The 16,425-nt window shown below is 70.7% G+C and carries 15 protein-coding genes, 1 tRNA gene and 1 pseudogene; 9 read left to right on the forward strand and 8 right to left on the reverse strand.

The features are described 5' to 3' along the window. The first annotated feature begins 14 nt into the window (after positions 1-14). Positions 15-86: transfer RNA gene (locus ACULK2_RS14260), tRNA-Gln, on the forward strand. A 23-nt stretch (positions 87-109) separates the two neighbouring features. Next, complete coding sequence (locus ACULK2_RS14265; RefSeq protein ID WP_445968501.1) at positions 110-2,395, forward strand: hypothetical protein; 2,286 nt, start codon at positions 110-112, stop codon at positions 2,393-2,395. 76 nt (positions 2,396-2,471) lie between these two features. Here the strand turns inward: ACULK2_RS14265 and ACULK2_RS14270 are convergent, their stop codons facing one another. The 3 genes from ACULK2_RS14270 to ACULK2_RS14280 all read right to left on the reverse strand — a co-directional run bounded on the left by ACULK2_RS14270 (position 2,472) and on the right by ACULK2_RS14280 (position 4,689). Then, the gene (locus tag ACULK2_RS14270; RefSeq protein ID WP_445968502.1) at positions 2,472-3,023 is read right to left on the reverse strand and encodes a PIN domain-containing protein; all 552 of its coding nucleotides are present in this window, start codon (positions 3,021-3,023) and stop codon (positions 2,472-2,474) included. Beyond that, positions 3,020-3,547 carry a helix-turn-helix domain-containing protein gene (locus ACULK2_RS14275; protein WP_445968503.1) on the reverse strand — a complete coding sequence of 176 codons (528 nt, stop codon included), beginning with the start codon at positions 3,545-3,547 and terminating at the stop codon, positions 3,020-3,022. The genes ACULK2_RS14270 and ACULK2_RS14275 overlap by 4 nt, the downstream gene beginning before the upstream one ends. 323 nt (positions 3,548-3,870) lie before the next feature. Beyond that, on the reverse strand, positions 3,871-4,689 hold the full coding sequence (locus ACULK2_RS14280; protein WP_445968504.1) for a hypothetical protein: 819 nt from the start codon (positions 4,687-4,689) through the stop codon (positions 3,871-3,873). 169 nt (positions 4,690-4,858) lie between these two features. Here ACULK2_RS14280 and ACULK2_RS14285 point away from each other — a divergent pair, with 169 nt between their 5' ends. Beyond that, the gene (locus tag ACULK2_RS14285) at positions 4,859-5,380 is read left to right on the forward strand and encodes an AAA family ATPase (protein ID WP_445968505.1); all 522 of its coding nucleotides are present in this window, start codon (positions 4,859-4,861) and stop codon (positions 5,378-5,380) included. On the opposite strand, the gene ACULK2_RS14290 is transcribed toward ACULK2_RS14285, so the two are convergent. Next, positions 5,361-6,344 (reverse strand): helix-turn-helix transcriptional regulator, encoded by a 984-nt coding sequence (locus ACULK2_RS14290; RefSeq protein ID WP_445968506.1) that lies wholly within the window; start codon positions 6,342-6,344, stop codon positions 5,361-5,363. The genes ACULK2_RS14285 and ACULK2_RS14290 overlap by 20 nt on opposite strands. 231 nt (positions 6,345-6,575) lie before the next feature. Here ACULK2_RS14290 and ACULK2_RS14295 point away from each other — a divergent pair, with 231 nt between their 5' ends. Further along, entirely contained in the window at positions 6,576-6,965 is a 390-nt protein-coding gene (locus tag ACULK2_RS14295; RefSeq protein ID WP_445968507.1) for a DUF7882 family protein, read from the forward strand. A gap of 34 nt (positions 6,966-6,999) precedes the next feature. Here ACULK2_RS14295 and ACULK2_RS14300 read toward each other — a convergent pair whose 3' ends face one another. Further along, the gene (locus ACULK2_RS14300; RefSeq protein ID WP_445968508.1) at positions 7,000-8,043 is read right to left on the reverse strand and encodes an alcohol dehydrogenase catalytic domain-containing protein; all 1,044 of its coding nucleotides are present in this window, start codon (positions 8,041-8,043) and stop codon (positions 7,000-7,002) included. A gap of 191 nt (positions 8,044-8,234) precedes the next feature. On the opposite strand from ACULK2_RS14300, the gene ACULK2_RS14305 reads away from it, so the two are divergent. Continuing rightward, entirely contained in the window at positions 8,235-9,224 is a 990-nt protein-coding gene (locus tag ACULK2_RS14305) for a DMT family transporter (RefSeq protein ID WP_445968509.1), read from the forward strand. A gap of 10 nt (positions 9,225-9,234) precedes the next feature. Then, the gene (locus ACULK2_RS14310) at positions 9,235-9,933 is read left to right on the forward strand and encodes an alpha/beta fold hydrolase (protein WP_445968510.1); all 699 of its coding nucleotides are present in this window, start codon (positions 9,235-9,237) and stop codon (positions 9,931-9,933) included. 15 nt (positions 9,934-9,948) lie between these two features. On the opposite strand, the gene ypfJ is transcribed toward ACULK2_RS14310, so the two are convergent. Together ypfJ and pip are read right to left on the reverse strand one after the other, a co-directional pair. After that, positions 9,949-10,827, reverse strand: coding sequence for a KPN_02809 family neutral zinc metallopeptidase (gene ypfJ / locus ACULK2_RS14315; RefSeq protein WP_445968511.1), 879 nt, complete (start codon positions 10,825-10,827; stop codon positions 9,949-9,951). Positions 10,828-11,352: 525 nt separating this feature from the next. Next, positions 11,353-12,303: pseudogene (gene pip / locus ACULK2_RS14320) on the reverse strand (prolyl aminopeptidase); the annotation flags it as partial. Between the two features lie 120 nt (positions 12,304-12,423). On the opposite strand from pip, the gene ACULK2_RS14325 reads away from it, so the two are divergent. The 3 genes from ACULK2_RS14325 to ACULK2_RS14335 are packed head-to-tail and all read left to right on the forward strand — an operon-like array spanning position 12,424 to position 14,185. Beyond that, a complete protein-coding gene (locus ACULK2_RS14325; protein WP_445968512.1) occupies positions 12,424-12,918 on the forward strand; it encodes a DUF427 domain-containing protein in 495 nt (164 codons plus the stop codon). A gap of 24 nt (positions 12,919-12,942) precedes the next feature. Then, entirely contained in the window at positions 12,943-13,956 is a 1,014-nt protein-coding gene (locus tag ACULK2_RS14330) for a malate dehydrogenase (protein WP_445968513.1), read from the forward strand. A 22-nt stretch (positions 13,957-13,978) separates the two neighbouring features. After that, positions 13,979-14,185 (forward strand): HPP family protein, encoded by a 207-nt coding sequence (locus ACULK2_RS14335; RefSeq protein WP_445968514.1) that lies wholly within the window; start codon positions 13,979-13,981, stop codon positions 14,183-14,185. A gap of 60 nt (positions 14,186-14,245) precedes the next feature. Here the strand turns inward: ACULK2_RS14335 and ACULK2_RS14340 are convergent, their stop codons facing one another. Continuing rightward, a complete protein-coding gene (locus ACULK2_RS14340) occupies positions 14,246-16,372 on the reverse strand; it encodes an acyl-CoA dehydrogenase family protein (protein WP_445968515.1) in 2,127 nt (708 codons plus the stop codon). Positions 16,373-16,425 lie beyond the last annotated feature (53 nt).

Here is a 16,425-nt window from a genome sequence, read left to right on the forward strand (position 1 = left end):
AGGTTGCTTCGTTGCGGCGTGTAGCTCAGTAGTAGAGCACCGGGCTCTGGACCCGGAGGGCGCAGGGGCAGAACCTGCCACGTCGGCGGAACGACGAAGTTTGGACGAGATGAACGGCTACGCAATCGGCCAATTGAGCAACGCCTTCCTGACGGCAACGACTCACGAGGACCCGGACGTTCGTCGGCGCGCCGACAATCGGGCCGCTCGTTGGTCACACGCCATCAGTGCGATGGCCAACGCCGACGTCATGGTCGGGTCGCGGACGCCTGTGTCGGGACTCCCCGCGTGGGTCACACTCGAGGTTCTCCGTGGTGGATTCGCAACAGGCAACGCCGTCGCTGCAGGTCCGATCGCCGCGGACGAGATAGCCGAGGCACGGCGCCTTGGGTTGGACCCCGCGCGTCGGCTGCTGTTCGGTCACTACTTGACCGACGCCGGCCTCAAGGAGCTGTACGAATTGCTCGACAGTGGCACGTACACAGTCGAGGTTCCTGAAGACGCTGCATTGCTGACAGTCGCGTGGCTCGTGCGTTCGGGTGACCGTGCCGGTGCCCTCGAACTCCTCGAAGCGATCGCGCCGTACTCCGAGAAACTCCGCTTCGCGCCCAAGCGTGCGGCGGCGACGCAGTCGCCCCCGGATCACGTCTTCCGACTTTCGGCGGGCGATGCACGCCAAGCACTCGTCAGCAGGCGAGATCGCGAGCGAGTCGAGACCCAGCGCGAGGCCCTTGCAGTCTGGAATCCACTCGCCGACCGGGTGCTCACGCACATGCTGGAACTGCTCGACGGCCAACGCCTCAACACGCGGCCGGCCACCGACTGGTTGAGCGATGCGGCCAGCATTCTCGCCGAGTATGACCGCCTCGCAACGGTCCACACGCGTTGCACCAAGCACCGCAGGCCGAAGGACAACCTTGCGATCCTGCTCGCGTCTACGCGGGACCTCGTCGAGGGCCGGACTCTGAGTTCTCGCCGACTCGGGCTCCTGCATCACGTCATCACTTCAATGGTTGCCAAGCGGGGCATCCCCGGCAGTTCCGAGCACGCAGCCGTCCGCGCTGCTCAGAACCAAGTAGCGGCTACCCCAAGCCATGCCCAGCTCGCGCGGCTTGCCTCATCGCGGCTCGAGGGCCTCGATCCGATGCGGGGCATTGCAAATCCGAGCGCATTCAGTTTGCCCGTTGGCCCGTCCGAGGCCGCCGCGTCCGGGATCCCCGGCGGAAGTCCGATGCCTCCGGTCGTGGACCGCGTCCTTGCTCGGGCCCATTCCGCCCCGGTGGAACAACTCGTGAGCGAGGGTGTCATTCCCTCGGCAGAGGTGCTCGCGGACCTGGTTCCGCAGATCAGCGGCACCGTCGTGGCGTCAACGTTCGGCGACCCTGCCCTCGCGCGCCTGTCTGCCGCGAACTATCGAGCGTTCCGCCGGCGGCGGTCGCTCCTCCTCGTGAACCTGGAGAAGCAGGTGCAGCTCACAGAGCTGCCGTGGGTCAAGGTCACGCTTGGGCACGGCCGTGGCGCGGCAGACGAAGCGACGGCAGTCCTCAGGCGTGTCGGTGCTCTCGCGCTCGACGCATTCCCTGCAACTATCCTCCCGAATCCGCTGATCCAAGAGCTTCAGCAGCTGATGGCGACCGCTGGTCGAGACATTCCACTCGTCGAGGAACTGGCCGCCGACATCTTCATGGGTCGGTTCTCGGACAAGTTCCGGCGGTCCGCGCAGGTCGCTGCGCGAACGCTGTCAGGCTCGCTGTACGAACGCTATTACGCGATTGATTGGGCACAGATTGTCGCGCTCGCCGAACCGACGCAGCCATCCACGCGGCCCCGTCGAGCATGGTCGCGTCCAGATTGGCCGCGTGCACGCGTCCAGCCGCCGATTGGACCGACTTTCGGCGACCTGTGCTTCGCGCGGGCGGGCGCGGCGACCCACGATCGATGGTCCGTGGCGCACAACGGGGCCGTGATCGAGCAAGCGCAGATTCTGACCACGCATAACCTGGCGGCGCTCGTCGAAGCCGGCATCCTGCCGACTCACCCATGGGACGCTCTTGCCAGCGCCGCGTTCGAACGCGTTGCACGACTCCTCGCACTCGCAGGACAGCAGCATCGGCCGTTGGCGACCATCAAGGATGCCGCCTACGCATGGCGGCAAGCAGTCTTCTACCTCAGCCTCGTCTCAACGCACGAGATGCTCGAGGCAGTGAGCGCCGCCCGCCACGCGCATGGCAGTTCGCTTGCCATGAGCACCCTCCTGGACGGCTTGCGACTCGCTGCCGTTGGTGATCGAGGCAGCGACTCGCGGATGTTCCTGGGTTGGACAACGACGCGCCACTGGATTCTCGACCTACTGCCATCGCGGATGAGTGTCGCGGGGTCCGCTGTGTCCGACTAATTCGGAGTGCTCCCCGAAGTTGCGGGCTCAGCCCGAGCGACGGCCTTCGAACTCCTACTCATTCAACCCAATCGGATCAATAGAGCTTCGCGCGCGCAGCCTCCACGAATTTCGGAACGCCAGCGCGGGTGAGCGCGAGCAGGAAATCGTCGACGGTCATGGCTGGGGAGTCGTAACCCTCGACGAGTTCGACTAGAGCGCGGAGCGTGGGCGCGTGATACAGGTCGAGCTGGTCGAGGAGGAAGTCATCCGGATGGACGACGTCGAGATCGAAAGGCTCGACGGAGTCCGCCGGGAAGTCCCCTGTGTTGAAGGTCACGAGCAGCTCGGCACCACCGCGGACGGCGGCCGCGAGGACGTGACGGTCCTTCGGGTCGTTGGTCATCGCCGGCACCATGTCGTCGTATCCGGTGACCATCGCGTCGGCGAAGTAGCGCTCCATGGTTCCGACCCGCTTAGCGACGAGCGCCGGGTCCTCACCGTTCTTCACCAGGTTCTTCGCGAGTTCGAACAGAACGTCCTTCGACCACAGCGGGCGATAGAGTCCGCGGTCCGCGAGTTCCAGGATGAAATCGTTGAGGAGCGCCCCGTAGAGGACGTTGGTATCGAAGAAGGCCGGGAAGCTCACTCCCCGTCGAGCTCCGAGAGGCGCTTCACGTCGGCGGGGTTGCCGACCTGAACCTTCGCTCCCACGTTCGCACGCTGCAGTTCGCGCAGCGCCGCGCGCCGCTCGGCGCGGAAGTTCGCCTGGTAGGCGACGAGGTCCTCAAGCCTGACGCGGCGATGACGGCCGGGCTGGTCGAACGGGATGTCACCGGCCTCCAGCAGCCTGACCAGCGTCGGCCGGCTGATCCCGAGGAAGTCCGCGGCCTGCTGTGTCGTCATGGTCATGCCCTGCGGGACGATCGTGATGCCATCGCCCGCCGCGAGTGCGTTCGTGACCTGGTCGAGGATGCGGAAGATTTCGTCCGGGATGGGACGAGCATTGCCATGCGGATCCACGAGGGCGGCGTTCGACGAGCTCTGCCCGATGTACACCTCGAGCTCGCGCAGCAGCTCGGCGAAGTCGAGAAGTTCCTCGCGGGCGTCCGCCTCAGGGAGGTAGGTGTGTGCCTTGCGTGCCCCGCGCGGCACGTCGGTCGAGGTGCTCATGCCGCTCATACTACGCGGATAAATCGAAAAAATCGAACACCGCGGCCGGATTGCTCGACCGGGTGAACCCGCGATTCTTGTGCCATTAATGTGCCATTGAATGCGCGAAGACGAACTGAAACTAACTGCGACCGGTTGGAGGAATCCCTGATCAGCGCGATATCGCAACCACAAGAACTGAGCGAAAACCGCCCAGGCTCACTGAAAATCGAAAGGTCACCGGATCGATGCCGGTCGGAGCCACAGTCAGAACCCCCGGGAGACCGGGGGTTCTTCTGTTTCTCGGTGCGGTGCGCGCTTCATGACGAGCGTGACGGCCCGAGTCATCCCGGCCGCACGATCAGCGGTTCCTCCTCCAGCGGCGGCACCTGCTCCTCGATGGCCTCGTTCACGGCCTGCTCGACGTCCATCGAATCGTTCATCCGTCCGACGAGTCGCTTCGCGACCGCCGCGGCGAACGCCTGCGCGTCGAACGGCGGCGCGGTCGGCGACAACTTGCTCAGGTACTGCCTGATGATGCTCACCTGGCCCTTGGTGATGTCGCCGATATCGCCATCGCGGAACTTCTGCAGGAGCACGAGATCCGCCGGGTTGCTGATCTTCACCCAGCGCCCCGAGTCGGAGAGCGCGTAGAGCGCGTTGTCTCCCGGGTCGGTCGGGTTCACGATGCGGAAGGTCATGTCGTCGTCCCTTTCATCGTCGGGTCTCGGACGCCCGAGGAGGTCCACTCCCGCCAGCGTCTCGGAGCCCCACCTCATCGACCAGCCGCGGTAGCTCGGCTGGTTGTAGTCCTCGAAGGTGATCGTCCCGATCGCGGTGCCGAAGTTGTCGACGCGGGACGATGCCATGAGCAGGGTGTGGTTGCCCCCGCCGATATCGATCGCCGTATGGCCGCACTCGACACCGTTCATGAAGACGCCGGCCCAATAGTGGATGGCGCCGCGCGGCGCCTTCCGCCAGTCCCCGTTGAGCGTTCCCGAATTCGAACCGGCGATCATCGCAGTCTCGAACGACCGCCCGAATCCGCCGGCCCAGTACACGAGTGCCGCGCACCATGCCGCCCACGACGGCCCGCCATCCCCGACGTCCTTGGTCGGGTGCGCCTTCGCGAAGGCGATCGCCTGATCGACGGTGTTCGGCATGCCTTCCCCCGACTGCCGTGGCGCGGAATGCCCCGATCCCCCGAACCGGCTTCCGCCCCGCCCGGCGCGAATGTTACTCCGGTGCCGCGGCGGCGGCAATCGCGGAATCCACATGGGAAGTTCGCTCGGCGATACGATCCGTTCACGGGACATCCGAGTGGGGGTCGGCATGACGCGCTGGTACGTGATCACGGGAGGTCCGAGCTCGGGCAAGACCACGACGGTCGACCTGCTCCGGCAGCGCGGCTACCGCACCACGATCGAGGAGAGCCGTCACTACATCGACCTGATGCGGCTCGGCGGGCACTCGGTCGAGGAGATCCGCTCCCGTCAGGGCGAGTTCCAGCTCAACGTCCTCGCCCTCCAGCTCGCGCAGGAGTCCGAGCTCGACCCCGAGGAGCTCGTCTTCCTCGACCGCGCGGTCCCCGACTCGCTCGCGTACCACCGCCTGCTCGGCCTCGAACCGTCGCCGGCGCTCCTCGAGGCGCTCGCCCACGTGCCATACCGGAAGGCGTTCGTCATGGACCTGCTGCCGCTGCATCGCGATTACGCCAGGACCGAGGATGCCGCGGCGCAGCACCGCATCCACGAGCTCCTGCTCGAGGTCTACCTGTCGCTGCCGATCCCGGTGGTCCGCGTCCCCGCACTCGATCCCGAAGCGCGGGTCGACTTCATCCTCGAGCGGTTGTAGGCGGCCGCCGCCGCGCACCCGCCGTCGCGCCCGCCGTCGCCGAGGGCAGCTCGCCGAATTCCCTGGCGTACGCCTCGGCGAAGCGCGAGAGGTGCACGAACCCCCAGCGGCGCGCCACGGCGGCGACGCCGTCGGCCGGCGGCGCGAAACGCAGCTCGTCGCGAACGCCCGCGAGGCGGATGTCGCGGAGGTACTCCGACGGCGACCGGCCGAACTCCGCGACGAACGCGGCGTGCAGTCCTCGCGACGAGATGTGCACGGCGTCGGCGACGGCCTGTACGGTGATGGGCTCCGCCGCATGCGCGTGCATGTGGTCGACGGCGGCCCGCACGATCGCGGACCGCGGGCCCACCGGCATCCGTCGCCCCTCGAGGTCGAGCCGGACGGCCTGGAACGCGTACACGTACGCGACCGCGAGGCGCGCGAACGCGGCCTGCGCCACGACCGGCTCCGCGAACGCCTCGGGCGCGGCGAGCATCGCCGACCGGACTCGATGCGCGATCCGTTCCCAGTGGCGCCCGAGGTCCGGGCTGCGCGGCGCCACGTCGACGAAGCCCGGCTCGGTCGACGGCTCGCCCGTGATGGTGCGCGCCACCGCCGCGACGCCCGCCCGGTCCAGCATGATCGCCCGGGCGGCGACGCCATCCCACCGGGCGGCGAGCCCCTCCGGCGGCTGCAGGTACGGCAGGGTCGTGTCGACCGTCGATCGCCCGTGCTGCAGCGCGAAGTCGCGTCCCTTGGCGGAGATGACGACGAGGTCGTCGGAACCGGCGACGGATGCGGCGGGGGCGGCGAACGCGTACTCGATCACGGTGAACGACGGCGCGGCGTCGAATCGCAGCCGCACCCGGAATCGGCCCGGGTCGGCGCGACCGAACGCGAGGCGCGGCACCATCGGCTCGAACGCGCGACATGCGGTTTCGGGGTCGCGCGTGTCGAACGCGGACCGGGCGAGTCCGACCATGACCATCCTCTTGACCGGCGTCGGGGGTGTGCCGGGTTCGGCAAGTGTACGTCGTGACACGCGCGATGGATATCCGGAATCGGAACAGTTCACCACCGCGTCCTCGCGCCGGTCGAGGCACGACCTAGCGTCTGCATTGCGGGCGGCGCGAACTCGACGGAGGGGGACCGCGAGGTCGGCGCCGCCCGCGTACCCCGCACCACCCCCGCCGTCGGAAGGAGTCCGGCCGAGATGGGTTCACTCGTCTACGACAGCCGCCTGTCGGTTCCCCTGGATGACCGCACGCTCGCGCATCTCCAGGTCGTCGTGCTCGGCAAGCTTCGCCGCCGGGAGTCGTTCGCCTTCACCGCGACCGTCGACGGACGCGAGGTCGGACTCTGGCTCGGCCCGTCGGTCGCGCTCGAGTTCCGCTACTCGGAACGGGGGAGACCGGCGATGAACCGGGCGTGGCTCGTGCTGCTGGCGGATGCCGCGTCCTCGCGCGACGGGCTCGTGATCGTTGCCGAGCCGGTCGAGGTGCCCGCGGCGGCGCCGATCCGGCGGACAGCGCCCGTGCCCATCCCGGCACCGGCGACGCCGGCCCGAGCGCCGCGGCCCCGCCGTCTGCCCGACGTCGCCTGAGACGCGAGCCCGCGCCGGCCACTCCGCCGACGGGCTACAGCTCCACGACGGTCATGCCCGAGCCCGCTCCCCCGGCCCGCCCCATCGCGGCGAGCGCCTCGGGAACCGCCTCGAGCGCGATCGTGCGACCGACGAGCTCGATGGGGCGGAAGGCCTCGGAGGCGACCGCGCCGAGCATGTCGGGGTACTCGTGCGCGGCCATGCCGTGGCTCCCGAGGATCTCGAGCTCGCCGTCGATCACGGCGTCCATGGGCATCGCCGCGGTCGCGTCGCCGGCGAGCATGAGGCCGATCTGCACGTGCCGTCCGCGCTTCCTCAGGCTGCGGACCGAGGCGAACGAGGTCGCGGGGCTGCCGAACGCGTCGACCGAGAGGTCGACGCCGCCGCCGCTCGCCTCCCGCACGCGCTCCGCCGCGCCCTCGCCGCCGCGGATCGGCGTCGCGCCGAGTTCCGCGGCCGCGGCGAGCGCGGCGTCCGAGACGTCGACGCCGTAGACCGGGACGCCGGCCGCGACGGCGATCATGATCGCCGAGAGGCCGACCCCGCCGCATCCGTGCACCGCCACCTGCTCGCCGGGGTGCAGGCGACCCCGGGTGATGATCGCACGGTAGGCGGTCGCGAACCGGCAGCCGAGGGAGGCGGCCTCGACGAAGCCGAGCGAGTCGGGCAGCGGGATGAGGTTGAGCTCGGCCTCGTCGACGACGACGTACTCGGCGAACGAGCCCCAGTGCGTGAAGCCGGGCTGGCGCTGCGCGTCGCAGACCTGCTCGTTTCCGGCGAGGCACTCGCGGCATCGCCCGCACGCGCAGATGAACGGCGCGGTGACGCGGTCGCCGACGGCCCAGCCCGAGGCATCCGTCACCTCGGAACCCAGCTCGGCGATCTCGCCGGCGAACTCGTGGCCGGGGACGTGCGGCAGCGCGATGCCGGCGTCGTGGCCCATCCACGCGTGCCAGTCGCTGCGGCAGAGCCCGGTCGCGCGCACGCGCACCACGGCGCCGCGCGGCGGGCAGGCGGGTCGGTCGACCTCGACGAGTTCGGGCTCGTCGCCGAATCCGCGGTACATGACGGCGCGCACTGGTCCTCCTCCGGGTGGTGGCAGGCCGCTCGCGGTGCGGGCACCGTGCGCCGGGTCGCGCGCCCCCTCGGCGATGACGTGACGGATGCCGCGGCGAGGCGACCCCCGGAATCCTATCGGGCCCGGCGGCGGCCCGATCCGATCGTGCGGTGATCTTCACGGGCGACGGGGATTGTGGAACAATCGAGCCCATGCGTTCCGTGCTGCTCGTGCTCGCGGCCGCCGTCTGCTTCGGCACGACCGGCACCGCGCAGGCGCTCGGCCCCGAGGCCGATCCGCTCTCGGTCGGCGCGGCGCGCATCCTGATCGGCGGTGGCGCCCTCGCGGCAGTGGCGCTCGCCATGCACGTCGCCGGACGTCGGCGCGACGCGACCGGGACATCCGTCGCGCCGACGTCCGGTGACCGCGTCCCCCGCGGCCCCGCCTGGGTCGTCGTCCTGATCGGCGCCGCGGGCGTGCTCGCGTACCAGCCCGCGTTCTTCGCGGGCACGGCCGCCAACGGCGTCGCGATCGGCACCGTGGTCGCGCTCGGCTCCGCTCCGGTCCTCACGGGCGTGCTCGACTGGGTCCTGCGCCGGCGGTTCCCCGGGCCGACCTGGGTCCTCGCCACCGCGCTCGCGACCGTCGGGGTCGCGGTGCTGGCGTCGGCCTCGGGCACCGGACCCACCGCCGCCGACCCGCTCGGCGTCGCGTCGTCCGTCGGCGCCGGGGCCTCGTACGCGGTGTACACGCTCGCGGGCAAGTCGCTCCTGGACCGCGGGTGGACGTCGCCCGCGAGCATGGGCGCCATGTTCGGCGCCGCCGCGGCGGTGAGCCTTCCCGTGCTGCTCGCGACCGAGACGGCCTGGCTCGCCACCGGCGAGGGCCTCGCGATGGCGCTCTGGCTCGGGCTCGTGACGACGACCGCGGCCTACCTGCTCTTCGGCGCGGGGCTGAAGCGCCTGACGCCCGCGACCGTCGCCACGCTCACGCTCGCCGAACCGCTCACCGCGACACTGCTCGGCGTGCTCGTGCTCCAGGAGCGCCTGCCCACGACGGCCGTGCTCGGGCTCGCCGTCCTGGCCTCCGGCATCGTGCTCCTCGCTCTCGCGAGCAGTCGACGGATGCCGCGGCGCGGCGCCGCACGTCCGGTGCGCGCTCCGGAGGTCGAGGTCACGGCCGGCGTCGGCGGCACCCGGTAACGTCCGGGGTATGGACGTCATCCTCATCCCCGGTTTCTGGCTCGATGCGAGTTCGTGGAACGAGGTGACCCCCGCCCTCGAGGAGGCGGGGCATCGCGTCCGTGCGGTGACCCTTCCCGGCCTCGAGCGGCCCGACGCGGCGCGCGCCGGCATCGGCCTCGCCGACCACGTCGACGCCGTGCTCGGCCTCGTCGACGAGCTCGAGGGGCGCGTGGTGCTCGTCGGGCATTCGGGCGGGGGCACGGTCGCGCAGGCGGTCGCCGACGCCCGGCCCGATCGCGTCGCCCGCGTGGTCTACGTCGATGCGGCGCCCATGAGCGACGGCGATCCGATCAACGACGAGCTGCCCGTCGTCGGCGACGAGATCCCGTTGCCCGACTGGTCGGCGTTCGGCGAGGGCATGCTCGCCGATCTCGACGACGAGCTCCGCCGCCGGTTCCGCGATCGGGCGATCCCCGAGCCGGCCGCCGTCGCGACCGACCCGCTGCGGCTGGCCGACGAGCGCCGGCTCGACGTGCCGACGACGATCATCACGTGCGAGTACCCCAGTTCGCAGATCCTCGCCTGGGTGGCGGAGGGCGCACCGTTCGTCCGCGAGCTCGCCGCGATGCGCGACGTCGACTACGTGGACCTGCCGACCGGCCACTGGCCGCAGTTCACGCGACCGGCCGAGCTGGGCCGCATCCTCGTCGACGCCGTCGGTCGCTGACCGGGCCCGCCGGGGTCAGAGTTCGGAACCGTCGACCTCGAACGTGTTGCAGACGCCGACGCCCTCGTCGTACCCCGCCGCGAACCAGCGCACGCGCTGCTCGCTCGTGCCGTGCGAGAAGGTGTGCGGGGTCACCTGACCCTGGGTCGCCTCCTGGATCCGGTCGTCGCCGACTGCGGCCGCGGCATCGATGGCCTGCTGGTACTCGTCGCGGCTGATCGGCTGGAGGAACGTCTCGCCGTTCGCATCCTCCGTCGTCGCCGCTGCGCCGGCCCAGGCTCCGGCGAAGCAATCGGCCTGCAGCTCGACGCGCACCGCATTCGAGGTCGGCCCGGTCTGCCCGTCGCGCGTCGAGTCCAGCACGCCCGCGATGTTCTGGATGTGGTGGCCGTACTCGTGCGCGACGACGTACATCTCGGCGAGCGGGCCGCCCTCGGCGCCGAACCGCTGCTCGAGCTGGTCGTAGAACGAGGTGTCGATGTAGATCGTCTGGTCGGGCGGGCAGTAGAACGGGCCCGTGGCCGATGAGGCGTTGCCGCAGCCGGTCGCGACCGCGTCGCTGAAGAGCACGAAGCCCTGCGGCCGCACGTAGTCGACGCCGATGCTCGGCGACACCTCCGACCAGTACGCGTCCAGCGAGGCATCCGCGCCCTTCATGCGGCAGTCGATCTGCTCGTTGGCGTCCTGGCCGGTCTGGCACTGCTCGAGCGACGAGTCCTCGCCCGTCGAGCCTCCCGTCCCACCGCCGAGGAAGCCCGTGAGGTCGACACCGAGGAACGATCCGATGAGCACGACGGCGAGCACTCCGAGGCCGCCGCCGACGGCGATCCCGGTGTTGCGTCCGCGGCGCGAGGTCTTGCCGCCGCCGATGTCCGCCTTGGGATTGAACGTCATGGCACGAAACTACCGCTCGGGCTCGTCGACGGCCTGCGCCTTCCGCTCGGCGTCGTCGGGCGCTACGCTCGACGGCCGATCCTCGTCGGTGTCGTCGGTGTCATCGTCGTCGGTGCCGTCGTCATCGTCATCGTCGTCGGTGTCGTCCCCGACATCGTCGTCGGTGCCGTCGTCATCGTCATCGTCGTCATCGTCGGTGTCGTCGTCATCGTCGGTGTCGTCGTCATCGTCGGTGTCGTCATCGTCGTCATCGTCATCGTCATCGTCGTCGTCATCGTCATCGACGTCGTCGACGTCGTCGACGTCGTCGGTGTCGTCGTCGTGATGGTCATCGACGTCGTCGTCCGTGCCGTCGTCATCTGACGCGTCGACGCCACCGTCGTCGAGCTCCTCGCGTTCGTCGTCCTCGACGTCCTGCGCGACTTCCCCGTGCTCGCCTTCCGCGCCGTCGCCCTCGGGCTCGCCGCCCTCGACGTGCCCGTCGCCCGGGCCACCGAACCCGCCGCCCGGCTCCTCTCCGTCGCCGGCGAAGCGATCCGTCGCCGCGATGAGCGCGTCGAGGATCCCCGGCTCGTCGAAGGCGTGGCCCGCATCGTCGATGATCCGGAACTCGGCCTCGGGCCAGACGCGATGCAGGTCCCAGGCGGTCATCACGGGCGTGCACATGTCGTACCGCCCCTGGATGATCACGGCGGGGATGCCGCGCAGCCGGTGCGCGTCGCGGATGAGCTGGCCCTCGGCCCACCAGCCGCCGTGGCGGAAGTAGTGGTTCTCGATGCGCGCGAATGCGGTGGCGTACTCGGGCGACGTGAACCGCGCGATGGTGTCGGCCTGCGGCAGCAGTGTGATGGTGGAGGATTCCCAGCGCGACCAGGCGATCGCGGCGGGCTGGTGCACCGCCGGATCGGGATCGGTCAGCAGCCGATGGTAGGCCTCGATGAGGTGCATGCGCTCGCCGATCGGCACCGGCGCGAGGAAGTCCTCCCACAGGTCCGGGAAGATCGCGGACGCCCCGCCCTCGTAGAACCAGTCGAGCTCCTGCCGGCGCAGCGTGAAGATGCCGCGCAGCACGAGCTCGGTCACGCGCTCGGGGTGCGTCTCCGCGTACGCGAGTGCGAGCGCGCTGCCCCACGATCCGCCGAGCACCTGCCAGCGATCGATGCCGAGGTGCGCGCGCAGGCGCTCCAGGTCGGCGATGAGGTGCCAGGTCGTGTTCGCGGACAGCACGGCGCCGGGCTCCGAGGCGTGCGGGATCGAGAGGCCGCACCCGCGCTGGTCGAACAGCACGATGCGGTACTTCGCGGGGTCGAAGAGGCGACGGTGCGCGGGACTCGTGCCGCCGCCGGGGCCGCCGTGGAGGAACACCACCGGCTTGCCGTCGCGATTGCCCGACACCTCCCAGTAGATGTGCTGGCCGTCGCCGACGTCGAGCATCCCCGTCTCGAGCGGCTCGATCTCCGGATACAGTTCCCTCATCGTTCCCCCTTGTCCGCTCACGGTAGTGGACGAGCGGATGGCGCGCTCGCGGCGCGCCGCCCCGGCATCCGGGCGCGACGGTGTCGGCGCCCTCCCAGCGTCGCCGCCTACCGTGCGGTCATGCGCCCCGTCCCCGATCCGGTCGGCCCCGGCCAGGAGTCCGTGTGGGACTACCCCAGGCCGCCGCGGGCCGAGCACCTCGACGTGCGCGTCACGATCGACCTCGGCGGCGAACGCGTGGTGGACACCCGCGACGTCGTCCGCGTGCTCGAGACGAGCCATCCGCCCGTCTACTACCTGCCGATGGACGCGTTCGCGCCGGGTGCGCTGGTGCCGGCGGCGGGCGCGTCGTTCTGCGAGTTCAAGGGCGCGGCGAGGTACTTCGACGTCGTCGGCGGCGAGCGCACTGCAGGCCGCGCCGCGTGGAACTACCCGACCCCGTCGCGGGGATTCGAGGCGCTCCGCGATCGCGTCGCCGTCTACGCGGCCCCGATGGACGCCTGCACGGTCGACGGCGAACGGGTCAGCCCGCAGCCCGGCGGCTTCTACGGCGGCTGGATCACCGCCCGAGTGGCGGGCCCGTTCAAGGGCGGTCCCGGCTCGATGGGGTGGTGACCGCCACGGCGTAGGCTCGGAGCCATGAGCCGCAGACCGGTCACGATCACGATCACCGGCGCCGGGGGGCAGATCGGCTACGCGCTGCTCTTCCGCATCGCCTCGGGCGCACTGCTCGGGCCCGACACCGCCGTGCGCCTGAATCTCCTCGAGATCCCGCAGGGGCTGCGCGCCGCCGAGGGTGCGGCCCTCGAACTGCAGGACTCCGCGTTTCCGCTGCTGTCGCACGTCGAGGTCACGGCCGATCCGGCAGTCGCGTTCGAGGGCGCGAACGCCGCGCTGCTCGTCGGCGCCCGGCCGCGCACGGCCGGGATGGAACGCGGCGACCTCCTCGAGGCCAACGGCGGCATCTTCGGGCCGCAGGGCCGCGCGATCAACGACCACGCCGCCGACGACGTGAAGGTCGTCGTGGTCGGCAACCCCGCCAACACCAACGCGCTGATCGCGGCGTCGCACGCGCCCGACGTGCCGAACGACCGATTCACGGCGCTCACCCGCCTCGACCACAACCGGGCTCTCGGCCAGCTCGCCGCCGCGGTCGGCACGCCGGTCGGCGGGGTGCGCGGCGTGACGATCTGGGGCAACCACTCGGCGACCCAGTTCCCGGATGTCGCGCACGCGACGGCCGACGGCGACCCCGTGCCCGCGCTCCTCGCCGCCCGGCTCGGCGGCACGGATGCCGCGCACGAGTGGCTCGCGGACGAGTTCATCCCCCGCGTGGCCAAGCGCGGCGCGGAGATCATCGCGGTGCGCGGCTCGTCGTCGGTGGCGTCGGCGGCGTCGGCGACGATCGACCACATGCGCGACTGGATGCTCGGCACGGGCGATCGCGGTCGCACGAGTGCGGCGATCTGGTCGAACGGCGAATACGGCGTCGCGGAGGGGCTGATCTCGTCGTTCCCGGTCGTCGCCGATGACGGCGCGTGGCGGGTCGTCGAGGGGCTCGGCATCGACGCGTTCGCGCGCGAGCGCATCGACGCCTCGGTGGCCGAACTCGTCGACGAACGCGAGGCCGTGCGCGCGCTCGGCCTGATCTGACCGCGCCGCCTACGCTGGCACCATGCCCGAACGCGCACCGCTCTCCCCCGCTCGCCGACGCCAGCTGATCGTCGGGCTCGTCGTGGGGCTCATCATCGGACTCGTCGTGAGCCTCTGGACCGGGTTCTGGCTGTGGCTCGCCGCGGGCCTCGCCGTCGGGCTCGCCGCCGGCGCGATCATGAAGCCGCCCGGGGAGGACGAGGACTCGCCGCGCACGCCGCGACGCTGACCCCGTTGCACGTGAGGCGGGCCGGGCGCTGCGCGCCCGGCCCGCCTCACGCGGCATCCGCTACCGCTTGGCCTTCTCCGACTTCTCGGGGGTCGGCAGCGTGCCGGCCGCGCGCTGCGCGGCGTAGTGGGCGCGGGCCTCGTCCTGTCGCTGCTGCTCGGCGCCCGAGGCGATCGACGCGCGCAGGTGCTCGGGTGCGAAGCCGAAGGCGTCGACGAGGTCGAGCGCGTACGGACGCAGACGTTCGACGAGCCGGTCGATGTAGGCCGACACGGCCTGCGCACGCTGCGGCGACAGGCGCCCGTGGATGAGGTACCACGAGAGGTGCTTCTCGAGGAGGCCGAGGCCGAACAGGTCGCGGAGCCAGGTGAGCACCTGCTTCGTGCCCGGGTCCTCCGTGCGGGCGAGCCCGCGCGTGAACGCCTCCCACTGCAGCAGCTCGGCGTGGGCGCGAGCAGCCTCGATGAGCTCGTTCTGGTTGCGGTTGAAGAGCGCCGCCTGCTCGGGCTTCGACAGCCTGCGGGCATCGCGCAGGCGGCCGGCGATCTCGCTGATCATCGCCTCGACGCGGTCCGTCAGCAGCTCGCGCTGGGTCTCCTCGTCGCGGAGCTCGTGCACCGAGCGGGCGGTCGAGCCGAAGTCGGCGACGGTCTGGGCGAGCCGGCGGAGGCCCGTGCCGTGGTAGGCGCGGTCGGCGGCCTGAGCCACGACGTAGCGCGCCATGGCGCCGGCGTCCGCCTTCGCGAACTGCTTCGAGAAGTCGGTGAGCAGTCGCTTCGCGACGAGCTGCAGCAGCACGTTGTTGTCGCCCTCGAACGTGACGTAGATGTCGAGGTCCTGGCGGAGTCCGACGAGGCGGTTCTCGGCGAGGAAGCCCGCGCCGCCGCAGGCCTCGCGCGCCTCCTGCAGGGTCTCGAGCGCGTGCCAGGTCGACAGCGGCTTGAGCGCCGCGGCGATCGTCTCGAGGTCCTGGCGGTCGTCGTCGGTGTCGGCCGCGCCCGAGAAGACCGCGTCGAACTTCACGAGGAACTCGTCGTGCGCGAAGAACTGCGCGTAGGTCGTGGCGAGCTTCGGCAGCAGGCGACGCTGGTGCCGCTGGTAGTCGAGCAGCACCTCCTCGTCGGTGTCGCTTCCGGCGTTGAACTGCCGTCGCTGCGTGCCGTACGTGATCGCGATCGCGAGGCCCATCGCGCTCGCGATCGTCGCGGCGCCGTCGAGCGAGACGCGACCCTGCACGAGGGTGCCGAGCATCGTGAAGAACCGGCGGCCCGGGCTCGAGATCGGGCTCGAGTACGTGCCGTCGGCGGCGACGTCGCCGTAGCGGTTCAGCAGGTCCTCGCGCGGCACGCGGACGTCGGTGAAGTGCAGACGGCCGTTGTCGATCCCGTTGAGTCCCCCCTTGAGCCCGTCGTCCTCGCCCCCGATGCCCGGCAGGAACTCGCCGGCCTCGTCGCGGAGCGGCACGTAGAAGGCGTGCACGCCGTGGTTCACGCCCTTCGTGATCAGCTGGGCGAAGACGACCGCTGCGATCCCGTGCAGCGCCGCGTTGCCGAGGTAGTCCTTCCACGCGCCGCGGAACGGCGTGTTCAGGACGAACTCCTCGGTCTCCGGATCGTAGGTGGCCGTCGTGCCGATGGCCGCCACATCCGAGCCGTGGCCGGTCTCGGTCATGGCGAACGCACCGGGCACCTCGAGGCTCATGATGCCGGGGAGGTACTTCTCGTGATGCTTCGCGGTGCCGAGGTGGAGCACCGCGGCCCCGAAGAGGCCCCACTGCACGCCCGACTTGATCTGCAAGCTGGGGTCGGCGAGCACGAGCTCCTCGAATGCGGCGATGTTGCCGCCGTGGTCGTCCGCGCCGCCGAGTGAGGTCGGGAACGCCTTGTGCACGGCACCGGACTCGACGAGGAGCCTCAGTTGGCCGAGGACCCGCTCGCGGTGCGCGGCCATGTCCTGCCCGTCGACGCGCTGGAACTCGGACCGCGCGGCGCGCTCGCGCGCGGCGAGGCGCGCCTCGGGCCAGGTTCCGAGCAGCTGCCGGGCGAGCGCGTCGACGTCGACGACCGGAGCCGCGCTGGCGTCGATCGGGGTGTTCGCCGGGGTCGCGGCCGCGGCGCGCTCGGGCGTGCCGGGGCGCTCGGTGCTGGGAACAGGAGCAGCGTCGGTTCGGGATGCCGTGTCGACCATCGTCGGTTCGTCCTTCGTACGCGGAATAGGGCTGGATTTCACGGTACGGCGGC

Source organism: Agromyces molybdatiresistens, assembly GCF_052748445.2.